The sequence below is a fragment of the Shewanella sp. Actino-trap-3 genome, assembly GCF_002836275.1.
Taxonomy (GTDB): Bacteria; Pseudomonadota; Gammaproteobacteria; order Enterobacterales; family Shewanellaceae; genus Shewanella; species Shewanella psychromarinicola.
On record NZ_PJCE01000001.1, the window covers coordinates 4,324,479 to 4,340,864 of the forward strand.

Annotated in this window: 15 protein-coding genes; 11 read left to right on the plus strand and 4 right to left on the minus strand. The window is 42.8% G+C overall.

Annotated features, from left to right (window positions below):
• The first annotated feature begins 93 nt into the window (after positions 1 to 93).
• The 9 genes from CXF80_RS18940 to CXF80_RS18980 all read left to right on the plus strand — a co-directional run bounded on the left by CXF80_RS18940 (position 94) and on the right by CXF80_RS18980 (position 8,469).
• Positions 94 to 1,503 (plus strand): ammonia-forming cytochrome c nitrite reductase subunit c552, encoded by a 1,410-nt coding sequence (locus tag CXF80_RS18940; protein WP_101034442.1) that lies wholly within the window; start codon positions 94 to 96, stop codon positions 1,501 to 1,503.
• Positions 1,504 to 1,842: 339 nt separating this feature from the next.
• Positions 1,843 to 2,241 carry a nuclear transport factor 2 family protein gene (locus tag CXF80_RS18945; protein ID WP_232772238.1) on the plus strand — a complete coding sequence of 133 codons (399 nt, stop codon included), beginning with the start codon at positions 1,843 to 1,845 and terminating at the stop codon, positions 2,239 to 2,241.
• The gene (locus CXF80_RS18950; protein WP_101034444.1) at positions 2,241 to 2,990 is read left to right on the plus strand and encodes an SDR family NAD(P)-dependent oxidoreductase; all 750 of its coding nucleotides are present in this window, start codon (positions 2,241 to 2,243) and stop codon (positions 2,988 to 2,990) included. Before CXF80_RS18945 ends, CXF80_RS18950 begins: the two co-directional genes overlap by 1 nt.
• An 87-nt stretch (positions 2,991 to 3,077) precedes the next feature.
• A complete protein-coding gene (locus CXF80_RS18955; protein WP_101034445.1) occupies positions 3,078 to 4,346 on the plus strand; it encodes an NAD(P)/FAD-dependent oxidoreductase in 1,269 nt (422 codons plus the stop codon).
• Positions 4,343 to 5,164, plus strand: a complete 822-nt coding sequence (locus CXF80_RS18960) for a DUF1365 domain-containing protein (RefSeq protein WP_101034446.1) — start codon at positions 4,343 to 4,345, stop codon at positions 5,162 to 5,164. Before CXF80_RS18955 ends, CXF80_RS18960 begins: the two co-directional genes overlap by 4 nt.
• 164 nt (positions 5,165 to 5,328) lie before the next feature.
• Positions 5,329 to 6,564, plus strand: a complete 1,236-nt coding sequence (locus CXF80_RS18965) for an SAM-dependent methyltransferase (RefSeq protein WP_101034447.1) — start codon at positions 5,329 to 5,331, stop codon at positions 6,562 to 6,564.
• A gap of 82 nt (positions 6,565 to 6,646) precedes the next feature.
• Positions 6,647 to 7,177 (plus strand): DUF2878 domain-containing protein, encoded by a 531-nt coding sequence (locus CXF80_RS18970; protein WP_101034448.1) that lies wholly within the window; start codon positions 6,647 to 6,649, stop codon positions 7,175 to 7,177.
• Positions 7,174 to 7,860, plus strand: coding sequence for a chalcone isomerase family protein (locus tag CXF80_RS18975; protein WP_101034449.1), 687 nt, complete (start codon positions 7,174 to 7,176; stop codon positions 7,858 to 7,860). Before CXF80_RS18970 ends, CXF80_RS18975 begins: the two co-directional genes overlap by 4 nt.
• 57 nt (positions 7,861 to 7,917) lie before the next feature.
• Positions 7,918 to 8,469, plus strand: a complete 552-nt coding sequence (locus tag CXF80_RS18980) for a DUF3833 domain-containing protein (protein ID WP_101034450.1) — start codon at positions 7,918 to 7,920, stop codon at positions 8,467 to 8,469.
• A 199-nt stretch (positions 8,470 to 8,668) separates the two neighbouring features.
• On the opposite strand, the gene CXF80_RS18985 is transcribed toward CXF80_RS18980, so the two are convergent.
• From CXF80_RS18985 to CXF80_RS19000, 4 genes are all read right to left on the minus strand, one after another.
• Entirely contained in the window at positions 8,669 to 9,013 is a 345-nt protein-coding gene (locus CXF80_RS18985; protein ID WP_101034451.1) for a DUF3634 family protein, read from the minus strand.
• A 770-nt stretch (positions 9,014 to 9,783) separates the two neighbouring features.
• A complete protein-coding gene (locus tag CXF80_RS18990) occupies positions 9,784 to 10,506 on the minus strand; it encodes a TorF family putative porin (protein ID WP_101034452.1) in 723 nt (240 codons plus the stop codon).
• Between the two features lie 521 nt (positions 10,507 to 11,027).
• The gene (locus CXF80_RS18995) at positions 11,028 to 12,527 is read right to left on the minus strand and encodes a CoA-acylating methylmalonate-semialdehyde dehydrogenase (protein ID WP_101034453.1); all 1,500 of its coding nucleotides are present in this window, start codon (positions 12,525 to 12,527) and stop codon (positions 11,028 to 11,030) included.
• A 40-nt stretch (positions 12,528 to 12,567) separates the two neighbouring features.
• Positions 12,568 to 13,920, minus strand: coding sequence for an aspartate aminotransferase family protein (locus CXF80_RS19000; RefSeq protein ID WP_101034454.1), 1,353 nt, complete (start codon positions 13,918 to 13,920; stop codon positions 12,568 to 12,570).
• Between the two features lie 303 nt (positions 13,921 to 14,223).
• Between CXF80_RS19000 and CXF80_RS19005 the strand changes: the two genes are divergently transcribed.
• Together CXF80_RS19005 and CXF80_RS19010 are read left to right on the plus strand one after the other, a co-directional pair.
• Positions 14,224 to 15,720, plus strand: a complete 1,497-nt coding sequence (locus tag CXF80_RS19005; RefSeq protein ID WP_101034825.1) for an aldehyde dehydrogenase — start codon at positions 14,224 to 14,226, stop codon at positions 15,718 to 15,720.
• A gap of 368 nt (positions 15,721 to 16,088) precedes the next feature.
• The gene (locus CXF80_RS19010) at positions 16,089 to 16,325 is read left to right on the plus strand and encodes a VanZ family protein (RefSeq protein ID WP_101034455.1); all 237 of its coding nucleotides are present in this window, start codon (positions 16,089 to 16,091) and stop codon (positions 16,323 to 16,325) included.
• The last annotated feature ends 61 nt before the right edge of the window (positions 16,326 to 16,386 follow it).

Genomic DNA, 16,386 nt, shown 5'->3' on the forward strand with positions numbered 1-16,386 from the left:
AGTTAACTAAAGCCGTTAATAAACGTAATGTTACAGACTTACGGTTCTATCTAGTGATTTTAATTAAGCGATTAACAGAGAAAGGTTAGCAATATGATGGTTCAACTTGTCGACGTGGTAATGAAAGCAACGCGGCCGATGCGAAGTAAGGTAGGGTTAAGTATTGTTATTTCCGCACTCGCGCTGCTGAGTCTGACATCTTGGTCGCTTAAAAGTGCTGAAGTGGATCCCAATCAACTTAAATTTCCACAACAATATGATTCTTGGCAAGCGACAGAAGAACAAACCGAACGAGACGATATATTGGCGCAATATCCTGCCAATATCATTTTGTGGGCGGGTTCGTCATTTGCCAAAGAATACCATAGCCCTCGTGGTCATCAATTTGCTGTGGCTGACGTGACACATACTTTGCGCACTGGTGTTGCAATAGCTGAAGGTGACAAAGGCTTATCTGCCAGTTGCTGGACCTGTAAAACACCCGATGCACCAAGATTGATCAAAGAAATGGGTATTCAAGGTTTTTCAGGTGCCAATTTTGTCGATTTAGGCCGTGAAATCAAATCCGTTGTCTATTGCAGCGATTGTCATGTTGATGGCAGCGCTGAACTGGCATTGCCTCGCCCTCATGCTCAAAATGCGATGGCTAAAATTAAATTACCGTTTGATCAACAAGACAGTAGCATGCAAGGGGCACAGGTTTGTGGTCAATGTCATGTGAGTTATTATTTCCAGCCTGAAAATAATAACAAAGTTAATATTCCATGGATTTTCGGTAGCACTGCCGATGCAATTGAAAAGTATTATGACACTCGCCGCTTTTATGAATGGATCCACCCCATTTCTAAAACCCCAATATTAAAAGCGCGTCATCCAGAGTTTGAGCATTGGAGTCGTTCGGTTCACGCTAAGCAAGGCGTGACCTGTATAACCTGTCATATGCCGCCTGCGACCGATGAAAAAGGCGCTACATTTACTGACCATAAGGTTGGTGGTGCATTAGACAATTTTGATCGTAGTTGTGCAAGTTGTCATAGTAGTGAAGCGGCCATCACCAAAAAGCTTGATAAAACCAAGGCTAATATTGATGCTAAATCGCGAAATGTAGAGTCATTACTGATTAAAGCACATTATGAAGCTAAAGCGGCATGGGATGCGGGGGCCACATGGCCGCAAATGAATGATGCTATTATGGCTATACGTCATTCACAATGGCGTTGGGATTTTGCGACAGCATCACATGGAATGTACGCTCATAATCCTAAAGAAGGCATTGAACTACTGGATAAATCGACTGAACAGGTTACTTATGCACGTGAAGCATTAGCCCGCATTTTGAGTCAATTATCCGTTACTGAGGTTGAGTATCCAGATTACAGTACCAAAGAAAAAGCCCATGCTGCTATTGGCTTTATTGAAGCCGACGCCATTAAAGCCAAGCAAGCTTTTATTAAACAAGAAGTTGATAAGTACTGGCATCCGGTAGCTAAGACCGGTTACTAAGCTTCTGAATAAAAGCACCCAAATTACTGACTTTATTAACGCCTAAGCCCTGCTTAGGCGTTTTGCTTTGTGACTGGTGTAAAACGGTGATCTACTTGCGCCGATAAGTCGTATCAATTTTAAGTTAGTTTTTATTTACTTCATGGATATTAATACTTTTATCTTGTTGTCATATAAGGCATTCTTATAAGTATGTTCCGTGAGTTTTCTGGGTCACGTAATAGGAGTTGGTAAATGCAAGGCGCACCGTCGATAGTTGATACTCAATCAGAACCATTAAATCCGGATAGCTCAGCGTCCATTAATGGTCATCCTGCTATTATTGATGCATTTATAGATATGTATCAAAAGCTTAATAAAGATAACTTATCAATGTTAGCGCAAGTGTATCGTGACGATATTCGCTTTCAAGATCCGCTCCATAAAGTGGAAGGCATTGCACCACTAACGCGTTATTTTGCTAACATGTACCAAAATGTCACCCACATTGAATTTGATATTAAAGAAGTGGTTATCAGTGCTAATCAGCAACAAGCTGGGTTATATTGGACCATGACCTACTCGCACCCTAAGTTAAACAAAGGGCAGAGTATCAATGTCGAAGGCATGTCACAGCTTAGGTTTAGCGATAAAATTTTTGCCCACCGAGATTACTTTGATGTAGGCCAAATGCTCTATGAGCAAGTGCCATTTTTAGGTGGCTTAATTGGATTACTCAAAAATAGGGCGGGCAAGTAATGACTAACACCAATGACAAACAGCTTGCAGTACTGATCACCGGTGCCAGCTCAGGCATTGGTCTTGCTTTAGCTCAGCACTATATCCGTGAAGGTTTTGCGGTAATTGCCTGTGGTCGCAACGAACAAAATTTGGCGAAAATTTCATCTGCAACCCCTTTGGTATTTGATATCACTGACATTGGACAAGTGTCTGCGGCATCTCTTCACTTGCAACAACTGCTAAAAGATAATGGCTGGAAGTTACACCATATCATCCTAAATGCCGGAAGTTGTGAGTACATTGACGATCCATTACATTTTGACTCGGCACTATTTTCCCGAGTGATCAATACCAATGTGGTGGCGATGGGTTATTGCCTTGAGCATTTTTTGCCTTTACTGAGTCGTGGTGCCCAACTTGGATTAATGAGTTCAAGTGCCACTTATTTACCATTTCCGCGTGCCGAAGCCTATGGTGCATCTAAAGCGGCTATTGGTTATTTAGGTCGTAGTTTACGGGTTGACCTTGCTCAGCATGGTATTGGGGTGAGTGTCATTTGCCCAGGCTTTGTTAAAACCCCGTTAACCGCCAAAAATGACTTTGCCATGCCAATGCAAATCAGTGCCGAGCAAGCTGCGACTGAGATTTTTAATGGCATGCAGCGTCAACGACGTGAGATCCATTTTCCAACTAAATTTACTTGGTTACTTAAATTAGCCTCTTTATTACCAGAAAAATTATTAGTGTATTTGTTGGCGCCCAAATAGCTGGAACAACTCAATTAACAATACAAGTAACAATAAAATTAACAACAAAATGTAACAATAATAATTATTAGGTCAAGGATTAACTTAATGAAAAATATCGCCGTGATTGGTTCTGGAATTTCCGGTTTAACCTGCGCCCATCTATTAAGCCGTGAACACACGGTAACTGTGTTTGAGGCCAATGATTATATTGGCGGACATACCGCTACAGTAGATGTGGAAGTGGCTGGGCAGCAATACGCCATTGATTCTGGTTTTATTGTGTTTAATGACCGTACCTATCCGCGTTTTGAAAAATTAATGGCGCAGCTTGAGATTAAGTCTCTCCCTACAGAAATGAGTTTTAGTGTTAATAATGCACTCACCGGGCTTGAATATAATGGCAATAATTTGTGGAGCTTATTTGCCCAACGTCGTAATTTACTCCGTCCGAGTTTTTATCGATTTTTGGGCGAAATTGTTCGTTTTAACAATGGTTGTAAAGTGATTTATGAGGCCGACAAATACCCTACCGCTTCATTAGGTGAGTACCTTAATGAACAAGGTTTTTCTGCCTTTTTCTGTGAGCATTACATTCTGCCTATGGGCGCGGCTATTTGGTCTGCCAGTATTGATGACATGCGTGGTTTTTCTCTGCGATTTTTTATTCGATTTTTCCAACACCATGGTTTATTAAATATTAATGATCGACCGCAATGGTATGTGCTTGAAGGTGGATCGCGCAGTTATATCCCCGCCTTAACCGCGCCTTTCAAAGATCGCATCCAGTTAAATTCAGCGGTTACCGGTATTAAACGCGCCGATGATGGTGTGTATGTTCAAGTCGCTAAAGGCGAATGGCAGCGCTTTGATGATGTGGTGTTAAGTTGTCACAGCGATCAAGCATTAGCCATGTTAACCGATGCTACTGAAGACGAAATAGACGTGTTAGCTGCGATGGAATATCAAAATAATGAAGTGGTACTGCACACTGACATTAATTTGTTGCCTAAGCGCAAAGCGGCGTGGGCAAGCTGGAACTATCGTTTGGATGGCAATAACCCGCAAGATGTTGCCCAGCGTCCAGCCAGTGTGACCTATAATATGAATATTTTGCAGTGCTTGCCTGCCAGTGCACCCACATTTTGTGTCACCTTAAATCAAACTGCATTAATTGACGACAGTAAAATTTTGCGCAAGTTTAATTATGCTCACCCAGTTTTTAATGATGCTAGCATGAAGTCTCAAGCGAAAAAGTCGCTTATTAATGGTAAACATAATACTTACTTTGCCGGAGCTTATTGGCATAATGGATTTCATGAGGACGGCGTTCGTAGCGCGGTTGAAGTATGTGATCTGTTTGGGATTAGTTTATGAATCAAACCACATCGGTAATGGAACATGATCAATTAAACAGTGGCATTTATTGCGGCAATATAAACCATCGCCGTCATACGCCTAAGTTGCATCATTTTGGTTATAATATTGCGATGATGGCGATTGATTTAGATGAACTGCCTGCATTAACGGCGGTCAGTAAGTTGTTTTCAACAGACAAATTTACCCCGCTTAAATTTAATCCCAGTGATTACCTCAATGCCCTCGATAAGCAATTTGGTGACAAGCTTGTCTTGAACCAAGCCTGTCATGGCAATGATGCTATGGCCTTGAAGCTGCGCGTTTTAGCAACCATTAAGCATCTTGGGGCCACACAAGTATGCGATAAAATTATATTTTCTGGACAAATACGCCACTGTGGTTTTTACTTTAGTCCGGTCAACTTTTACTTTTGCTATCATCAAAATGACATGGTTTATATGCTTGCTGAGGTGAGTAATACTCCTTGGAATGAGCGCCATTGTTATCTGGTCGATATTGCCCATACTATTCAAACCGACAAAGTATTTCCTGTGTCGCCGTTTATGAATTTAGAGATGCATTATCTGTGGCGTATTACGCCGCCAGCCAAGCATTTAAAAGTGATCATTGAAAATCGAAATGCTAATAATGATAAATTATTTGATGCCAGTTTAGTGTTAAAACGCCAACCAATTACTTCGAGTTCCATGCGTCAATTTATGCTGAGTTATCCATTAATGACCAGCAAAATTATGTTAGGTATTTATTGGCAAGCAATGAAGTTATTTATTAAACGGATCCCATTTGTCGGCAAACAAACTATTAAGGTGAGTTAGGCCTGTTGATCTATCGAGATGAATTTTACCAGCAAACAACAATCGGCCCCTCACTCTTGCAAAATGTGAATAGCAAAATGTAAACCAAATGGATGGTTACCACGTACTAAGCTGTAATGACGCCAATAAAGCGAATAATACAGTGTACGAACTGGAGAGATGACATGGAAAATATGGCGACGGAAAGTAGCATGACTCAAGCGAGTCTATCTGACAGTCTTGCAAGGAAAATTCTACTTCGCGCATTAGCCCATCTTGCTGAAGGGCATTTAACTATTGTTGACGGCAACCAAACGTCTGAGTTTGGTAACGTTAACAGCAACGTTCACGCCACCATGCAAGTCAAGCATGCTAACTTTTATCGTCAAGTGGTGTTTGGTGGATCAATTGGTGCCGGTGAAGCTTATATTCAAGGTCACTGGAGCAGTCCAGATTTAACCAAAGTGGTGCAAATTTTTGCTAAAAACTTAGCCTTGTTAGACAATATTGAACGCTATTTTTCATGGTTAAGTAATAGTGTTAACCGGATTAAGCATGTGTTTAATCGTAATTCTGAACAAGGTTCAAAGCGCAATATTCTGGCTCATTACGATTTAGGTAATGACATGTATAAACAGTTTCTTGACCCGGAAATGATGTATTCAAGTGCACTTTATCCGAACGATGATAGCAATCTAAATGAAGCGCAATTACATAAGTTGCAAACCATCTGTGAACGCCTAGACTTATCGCCAGGTCAAACATTACTTGAGGTTGGTACCGGTTGGGGGGCATTAGCTATTTATGCTGCAAAACACTATGGCGTAAATGTTACCACCACCACTATTTCCGATGCGCAATATGAGTTCGCTGTTGAGCGAGTTAAGCAACTAGGCCTTGAAGATAAGATCACCTTACTCAAACAAGATTACCGCTTATTGACTGGCGAATATGATCGCATTGTCTCTATTGAAATGATCGAAGCTGTGGGTCACGAATATTTAGGCGGGTTTTTTGAAAAGCTACAGCATTTACTTAAGCCTGAAGGGCGAATGCTGATCCAAGCTATTACCATTGCCGATCAACGTTATGACAGTTATCGCAAGAGTGTCGACTTTATTCAGCGCTACATCTTTCCTGGTGGCTGTTTACCCTCTGTCAGCGAAATGACCCGACACATTGCCAAGAAAACTGACATGGTTACCTGGTCAATTGACGACATGGGTAGAGATTATGCCCGCACATTAAAGCATTGGCATGAAAACTTTGATGCCGCTTACGATAAAATAAAAGCGTTAAATTACGGTGACGATTTCATTCGGATGTGGAAGTTTTATCTAAGCTATTGTGAAGGTGGCTTTTTAGAACGTACTACAAGTACAGTTCACTTGGTCGCGGTTAGACCGCTATATCGCCCTTGATAATTGCGTTTTATTGCCCTTAGTGATTTACATCCCCGGTAACGGCTTACCGGGTCGTATCCTCCTATTTGGGTGAGATATTATGCCTACTTACGCTTTGCCCTCAACATTATTTATCCTGATTAACGCCGTGTGTTTTCAGTTGGTGTGGTGGTCGGGTGTGATAGCCCAAAACCAACTTATCATATTGTCAATTTTACTGATCATCGGTCATTTTTTATTATCCAATTCTGCTCGCCATGATGCTCTGTTAATGGGTGTCGGTGGTGCCATTGGGATAGTCGTTGACAGCTTATTAGTATGGTTTGGCGTGTTTGAATTCAACATAATCCCTTATTGGTTGGCGATATTGTGGTGTTACTTTGCTCTCAGTTTAGATTACAGCTTAGCTTTTTTTAAAACCTTACCACTATGGTTACAATCAATACTCGGTGGCGTGTTTGGCTGTTTAAGTTATCTGACGGGCGCTAAATTTGATGCTGTGGTGTTGCCTTTAGGTTATGAAAAGAGTGCACTGATATTGGCATTGATCTGGAGTGGCTTATTTCCCGTATTGGTTTGGGTGAGTAAACGTATCGCACCAGCGAATATGGTCTTGGAGAACAATCAATGAAAACCTTACTTAGCACCGACAAGCTGCAGCAAGATAAAGGGCTGCAACCATTAACTCATTGGTTGAGCGAATTGTTATTTGGTGCGGGAGGGGCATTAGTATTAGTAGTGATCATCGCGACTAGTATTAACCATGCTGCTGCCAATGATAGCGACATTGGTTCGGCATTGTCGATGCAACCAGCCAATACAACCGATGCAGCCAATATAACCAATAGCGCCAAGACCACAAATAAAGCCAGCATAACGAATACGACATTGATTCAAGTGGGTTCTGCCGACATGAGCTTATTATGGTTCGATATCTACACTGCGAAGCTGTTTTCTCTTGATGGCAAGTACCAAGCCAATCGATTCCCAATGATCCTCGATATTCAATATCACCGTGATATCCAAGCCCCTGATTTAGTTGATGCCACTATCGAACAATGGCAACACCTTGGGTTAACCGAAGACGACATCAGCCTGCTAAGCCAGCAATTAGTGCGAGCATGGCCTGATGTTAAACAGGGCGACAGACTTACCTTTAGGGTCAACAATCCTAATGACGCTGCATTTTTACTCAATGACACGCCTTATTATCAAGTGAGTAATGCGCAATTTCCTGAAGCATTTCTCGACATTTGGTTGTCGGAAAAAACCAGCCACCCTAAATTACGCAAACAATTAATTGGAGCCAACTAAATGCCCACCATCCTATTCTCTATGCACCACAGAGGTCATCTTTTTGCACGAGGGTTGATGAAAAAGTTAGCTTATGTATGTTTATACACAGGATTACTTTTAGGCGTCATGTCATGCTCATCTGCATCGATTGAAGATTATCAAAACACCACCCCCCGGTTAGATTTAGCCACGTTTTTTGATGGTAAGTTAACAGCAGCAGGGATAGTACAAGACTTTTCGGGCAAGGTAACCCGCAAATTTACTGTCACTATGGAAGCAAACTGGACTGATTCTCCTGAAGGTAAGCAAGGAGTGATTAACGAATGGTTTATTTACGATGATGGTGAAAAGCAAACCAGGGTATGGAAAATTATTGATAAAGGTAATGGGGTTTATCAGGGTACAGCCAATGATATATTAGGCATTGCTCAAGGGGAGTCGCGCGGCAGCGCATTACGCTGGCGTTATGATATGCAATTAGCCGTGGATGGTAGTGAGTATCAAGTGCACTTTGATGATTGGATGTTTCTAGTTGATAACCAGACCATTATTAACAAAAGCGACATTATCAAGTTTGGTATTACTGTCGCTCAAGTGACCTTGGTCATCTCTAAGCAAGAAGACTAATTAACAAGGCTCACTAACAAGATTAAGTAACAGACTAAAGCAAAAAGTTAACTCATATATCTGACTCATATAGCTATATGAGTTGCTAAGCAATAACAGCCCACACAAGGCTAATTTAAAACAAGGTATTCTAACGCCTCTACGGACATAAAAAATGGACTCAATAGAGTCCATTTTTTATGTCGGCCAACAACTTTTACTAACCTTTAAGTTTAGACGCGTCTGACTGTTTCTTATCGTAATACTCAAACGGAAACTGGTTACGAATTTGCTGGACTAAGTTGTCGCCAATATTGGCCGACACATGCAAACGCACGTCACCAGACTTTTCTGCTCTGACAGTGCAAGTCAGTTTATTAGATTTAGCTATTGCACGACAATCACGTTCAAACTTCTCTGGTATTTTGCCTTTATGCTTATTGAGCTTGCCATCTTTAAAATGCATTTCAAAAAGTGTTAATCCACGGCTACCACTAAAAATTAGTTTATAGGCCAGAAAAAATAATACTGCAATGACCAGTATTTTAATAATGTTATCAGCCATAGTTTGCTCCTTTGTGCCGTTTAGTTATACGGTTGCTATAACAATAAGATACTCTCGTACGTCATGGATGCAACGCTATTTTGTTGAAATCTATGCGCAAGATCGAAGTTATGTTCTATCAATAATAGATCATTTAGAAATGCAGCACGCTTTTGTCTTTTAAGTGTGATACCCAAGCCACTTCAACATGCTCGCATTGTCTCCCGAAAGGTAAGCCGAGAAGCAAGCTATTTCTATCCCTATCCCTATCCCTGAGATGACAAGCGATAACGAGCGATAACGAACGATAACGAACGATAGCAAGCGGTGACGAGCTATGACATACAAGCTAAAATCTAAAATCAACAAGCCTAGAGCGCTGCGCTGCTAGGATGCTACGCAGCTAGATGCTATAAAATCTTAACAGCGAAGCGCACTATAGCAGGACGAAGTCCGTCCTAGCAGCGAAGCGCACTATAGCAGGGCGCAGTCCGCCCTAGCAGCGAAGCGACACTAGCTGGGCGTAGTCCGTCCTACTAGGTTGGTAAGTCGTGAAAACGCAAGCGGCAAGGGCAACCACTAATAGCGTTAACCACCAAGTAAGTTTAGTTTTATCCATTTATTCTACCCCTTAACCCATCGATTCATTCCCTCTTTATCCAGGGTTGAGGTTAAGTAATAAAAAAACCGCCCCATGGCGGTTTTTGTTTTTAATACTGAGCGACAAACATTATTCATCATCATTAGCTCAGATTTACACTGATTAGCATCACTTATTAACACATAGTGACTTAGAACGCGTAACTGACGCTCGCCAATAAGGTGCCTGAGTTTTTATATAGCCCAGAGCTTACTTCGTAATCACCATCAATGTCGGTGTCTAGATAGGCAACCGAGATGCCAAAGCCGGCGACTTCAGTTGATACTCCAACAGAGTAGTCTGAGTAGCTATCAAAGCCTTCGCCGTCATCAATCGCATCACCGAAATTGTAGCCATAATGCAGGTCTACGCTCCAGTTTTCAGCAAACGCCCAGCCATAATTGATTTCAGTGTAATGCAGGTCAAGATCGCTGCCGCCATAGTCATCGGTAAACCAATAGGCGGCTCTAAAACCACTAAAATCAATACCTGCGCTGACTTCTAAATAATCTAAATCGCTTTCTCCTGGGTAGTTATAACGGTACAAAGTTAAGTCATAACTTGTGTTGTCGTTAATCTCGCCGTAGTAGCCCGCGTACAGATCTACTTCTATGTCTGGGCCGTTATATCCGGGCTCATCAAAGTCGACATTACTGCCCCAAGCACCAACAAAAAAGCCGCTTTCATGGCTCCAATCAATATTGGCTTGTAGCGCTGGGTCACCGGCTGTTTGTGATACACCACGGAAACGATAATCGTTGGTTACAGTAACCGCACCAGACACTTCTGCCGTAGCTAACGGAGCCAGTAGGGTAGCTGATAACGTTAATCCGCTTAACAGTGCAATTCGCGTTCTTTTTAATGTGTTCGACACGATATTATCTCCATTTACATAAAATGCAGCCGCTGGTATCTAGGTACTCAACGACCGCGAATGCCACTTATCAGAACTAAAATCATAAAGATTTTGCCTGTACCGCATGGCGGTTAAACGTTTTGTTGTTCAAACATAACGTAGATTTTTATACAGTGGTTGACCATTGACCATTGACCATTGACCATTGACCATTGACCATGTGCCAGTAAGGCCAGCCGAAATAACACGTTTATCACCTACATTGGCCGCTACACTTTGGTCTTGGCTGTGGATAATAAGCTGCTTCCTTCGAGATTATCACCATACTCATATTCGCGATGATGAATGTTCCCACTGCCCGAACCGCTTTGCCAAATTCTGAGGTTAAACGGCTTATTCGGGCTTTGAAAATGATGTTGCACCAACGGTAATGTATAACCTGTAATCAGTGTTTCATCGACTAGATAATAAGACTAAACCAAGGTTGATGCATTACTAAAAAGGCTAAGACTATTAATATTTTGGCTGATTGCATTCATTTATGTCATCGTCGGCATAATAAAAGCCGAAGGTTCGTTACTGTCGGTTTTTGCTTGTGGCCAGCGGGCGGTAATGGCTTTTCGCTTAGTATAAAAACGCACTCCATCTGGACCATGCATGTGTAGCGGTCCAAATAGCGATCGTTTCCAACCGCCAAAGCTATGAAATGCCATCGGTACTGGGATCGGCACATTAACGCCGACCATGCCCACTTCAACATGGTGACAAAAGTGGCGTGCCACTTGGCCGCTTTGAGTAAAAATAGCGGTACCATTGCCAAATTCGTGTTGGTTGATCAGTGCCAACCCATCGGCATAGTTATCGACTCGGACGATAGCTAACACAGGACCAAAAATTTCTTGTTGGTAAATGCTCATCGTTGGCGTGACATGATCAAATAAGCACGCCCCTAAAAAGTAACCTTGCTGGTGATCGCTAATACTAATATCCCGGCCATCAACCACTAAGGTCGCGCCTTCATTCACGCCAGCTTCAACATAGTCGCGTACTTTAGCTAAGTGCTGAGCTGAAATTAACGGTCCCATGTCCATTTCTGGGGTAATACCACTGCCCACCTTTAAGGCACTAATTTGCGGTAATAATGCAGTGACTAATTTGTCGCCGACATCGCCTACGGCCAATACCACTGAAATGGCCATACAACGTTCACCTGCACTCCCATATGCCGCACCCATTAACGCATTCACGGCTTGATCTAAGTCAGCATCTGGCATTAATAGCATGTGATTTTTAGCCCCACCCAATGCTTGCACCCGTTTACCGTGAGCAGAGGCTGTGGTGTAAATGTATTCGGCAATCGGAGTTGAGCCAACAAAACTGATGGCGTGTACATCGGGGTGGGTCAGTAAGGCATCAACCGCTTCTTTATCGCCGTTGATGACATTAAATATGTCATTAGGCAAACCCGCTTGCTTAAGTAATTGGGCAAGGAACATCACTGCACTGGGGTCTTTTTCAGACGGTTTCATGATAAAAGCATTACCGCAGGCTATGGCGATGGGGAACATCCACATCGGTACCATGACCGGAAAGTTAAACGGCGAAATGCCCGCGACAACCCCCAAAGATTGGTTGACTGACCATGAATCAACGCCGCCACCGACTTGTTGAGTGTGTTCGCCTTTGAGTAAATGTGGAATACCGCAAGCAAACTCAACCACTTCGAGTCCTCGAGTGATTTCACCTTTGGCATCGTCTAGCACTTTGCCATGCTCAAGGGTAATAAGTTTGGCCAATTCATCAACATGTTGTTCGACTAAGGCTTTAAATTTGAATAATACCCGGGCACGATTCAGTGGTGTGACTTGCGACCAAGTTTGATAGGCATTTTTGGCAGCAGCTATCGCCAAGCTGACTTCATCGTGACTCGCCAATGATACTTGGCCACGGGCTTCACCGGTTGCGGGATCATAGATCCTTTGATTGCGCTGACTGGCTGGCGTGTGTTGCCCATCGACAAAATGAGTGATGTTAAGCATTAACAGGATCCTTTTAAGCCAAATATGTATTCAAAAAACATTAACCAACAGCGTTAATTGCATCGCTAATGTGATTAACCATGTCGTCGATTTGTGACTTCTCGACAATCAGTGGCGGCGATAATGCGATAATTTCAGCGGTTGCCCGCACCAACGCACCATGTCTAAAGCAGTGATCAAAAATGGCGTAACCTCGTTTACCCACGCCTTTATCGCTCGGCGCCAGTTGAATACCGGCAACTAAACCGGTATTACGAATATCAATTACGTTGGCTAGTCCTTTAAGGCTGTGAACCGCTTGCTCAAAATAAGACTCAAGACCTTTAGCGCGCTCAAATAATTTTTCATCTTCATATATCGATAAGGTTGCCAGTGCTGAAGCCGCCGCCACCGGATGGCCTGAATAGGTGTAACCATGGAAAAACTCAATTAATTCATCAGGGCCATGCATACAAGTGTCGTGAATGGTATTACTGACAAACACTGCGCCCATTGGAATAGCACCATTATTAATGGCTTTGGCAGTGGTGATCATGTCTGGGGTGACTTGCCAACGTTCACTAGCAAAAGCGGCACCAAGACGGCCAAATCCGGTGATCACTTCATCAAAAATAAGCAAAATACCGTGCTTTTGAGTGATTTCACGTAGGCGCTTTAGGTAACCTTCTGGCGGTAAAATGACCCCTGCCGATCCCGACATGGGCTCGACGATCACAGCGGCAATATTTTCGGCGCCGTGTAAGGTAATCAGTTGTTCAAGCACTTCGGCTTTATCTAAGCCATGTGGAGGCAAACCGTGGCTAAAGGCATTATTGGCAATGTCGAGGGTATGAGGTAGATGATCAATGCCTTGGAGTAATTGCTGGCTGAAGGTTTTGCGATTATTGCTAATGCCACCGACGGATATACCACCAAACCCCACGCCATGATAGCCAAGCTCACGGCCGATAAACCGAGTTCGTGTTGCTTGGCCATTAGCGCGATGATAACAAAGTGCCATCTTTAGGGCGGTATCAACCGATTCTGAACCTGAATTGGTAAAAAACACCTTATCCAATCCATCTGGACTTAATTGACAGAGTTTATGGGCTAATTCAAATGCGAGCGGATGACCCATTTGAAACGACGGCGCATAATCCATTTGACTGATCTGCTGGCTCACCGCTTGGGAAATCTCTTGGCGGCCATGTCCGGCATTGCAACACCATAATCCAGCTGTCGCATCGAGTATTTTATTACCATCGATATCGGTGTAATACATGCCTTGGGCTGATACTAATAATCTTGGATTGGCCTTGAATTGCTTATTAGCGGTAAAAGGCATCCAAAAATGTTCCATGTTGGGCCACATTTGCGATGAATTGCCGCTATTGTTTCGCTGATATTGGCTCATAAATTGACTCTATATTGATCGCTACAATTATGGGAGATCCATCTCACATTGGTTAAATTATGAGTGGTTAATATTTGCTATGCTATGTCAAAAATAATGAACGTTAAAGTGTTTTGTGCATTTATTTATACTAAATATGCTGTTTTTGTAAAATATATTGAAAACATCTTGCTGTTCAGCATAATCTGGTGACAATATTCACTAATATTATTGTGTCGATAATTGCTTTTATGCGACACAAATCTTGTGTTTGGCATCTACCTAATGGGTGCGTATCAATCCATTTATTATTTCGAGGTCACAATGAGTACTCCAACAAGCCGTCGCGATTGGGAAGCACTAGCAGCGAGTCTGACAATTACCGGGCAAGCTTTCATTAATGGACAATATCAAGGTGCCTCTTCGGGTGACACATTTGACTGTATCAGTCCTATTGATGGCCAAGTATTAGCCAAAGTGGCTAGTTGTGATATAGCCGATGCTAACCTTGCGGTGGCGAATGCGCGTGAAGTGTTTGAAGCGGGTACTTGGTCAATGTTACCGCCCGTTAAGCGTAAGCAAGTGATGATTAAGTTTGCCGATTTACTTGAAGCCAATGCCGATGAGTTGGCGTTACTTGAAACCCTCGATATGGGTAAGCCAATTCAATATTCCAAAGGTGTTGATGTGGTCGGTGCCGCCCGCGCCATACGCTGGTACGGTGAAGCGATAGATAAAATTTATGATGAAATCGCTCCTACTGCTCATAATGAGATAGGCATGATCACCCGTGAGCCAGTAGGCGTAGTCGCCGCCATTGTGCCATGGAATTTCCCGATGATTATGGCATGCTGGAAGCTTGGGCCTTCGCTCGCCACCGGCAATAGCGTTATTTTGAAACCATCCGAGAAATCACCGCTTACCGCTATTCGTATGGCGCAATTAGCGATTGAAGCAGGTATGCCCGCGGGGGTGTTGAACGTGTTACCCGGCTATGGCCACACTGTCGGTAAAGCGTTAGCTCTGCACATGGATGTTGATACTTTAGTCTTTACTGGCTCAACTAAAATTGCCAAACAGTTAATGATTTACGCAGGCGAGTCGAACATGAAACGCGTGTGGCTAGAAGCCGGAGGCAAGAGTCCAAACATTGTGTTTAATGATGCACCAGATCTAAAAGCGGTAGCTGAAGCGGCGGCTACTGCCATTGCTTTTAACCAAGGTGAAGTGTGTACTGCGGGCTCACGTTTATTAGTGGAGTCGGGCGTAAAAGATGAATTGATTAAGCTTATAGCCGAACAAATGCAAGGCTGGCAGCCTGGTCACCCACTTGATCCTAAAACCACTTGCGGTGCAATGGTCGATCAACAGCAGCTGACCAATGTATTGAACTACATTAAAAGTGGCAGTGAGCAAGGTGCCACCTTAGTCGAAGGCGGACAGCAAGTGATGGCTGAAACCGGCGGTATGTATGTGCAACCGACCATTTTTAGCAATGTTAACAATGACATGACCATTGCCAGTGAAGAGATTTTTGGCCCGGTATTATCCGTTATTGAGTTTGATGGCATGGAACAAGCCATCAAAATTGCCAACGATACCATGTATGGTTTAGCGGCTGGAGTGTGGACATCAAACTTAAGCAAAGCTCACAAAACGGCTAAAGCACTTCGCAGCGGCATGGTGTGGATTAATCATTATGATGGCGGCGACATGACCGCGCCGTTTGGCGGATACAAACAGTCGGGTAATGGTCGTGATAAGTCATTACATGCATTTGATAAGTACACCGAAATCAAAGCCACTTGGATAGTCCTATAACTGGGATTTTTTATAGTGATTGATATCAAGCCCTTTAGTGATAAAGGGCATTTTTATTAAGCAAAAATAACAGGTAACATTATATTTTGGCAGTAGAGTGATCGTTACTTGATAGCACTAAATTGTGCAGATCGCACCATATAAAGATAGCACTTCACATAACCATCATTTCATATCAATCATGTCATCCACAGATGAACATAAATGACCAATAAGACCTTTCCTCGATTGGCTATTATTGCCGTCGGCTTTTTAGTTTTATTGTGTTAGCTAGTTAGCTAGTTAGCTATTTAGTTAGCCAATACCGTCGGTCACAGACTATTTTTCGATTTGATAAAAAGAGCCTATATGGTGACAAGGCTGGCCATATGCTGTTATTTGGTCTATTAACCTATATGGCCAATTTAGCCTTGCACAGTCGTCATTTTAGACTCGGTCGTCTTCCGCTTTATTACGGCACTGTGTTAGTGTCAATATTCGTCTTAAGTGACCAAATTAGTCAGGGATTTATCCCGTCAAGAACATTGGACATCATCGACTTAGCAGCCGATGGCGTTGGCATTACTTTATTCAGTTATTTTAGCGGCTTAACGCAGCGATGTTGAGATAATAATCGCTTCAAGCGTAACTCAAGTTAACATCAATATTTTTCCTAACAGCAAAGAG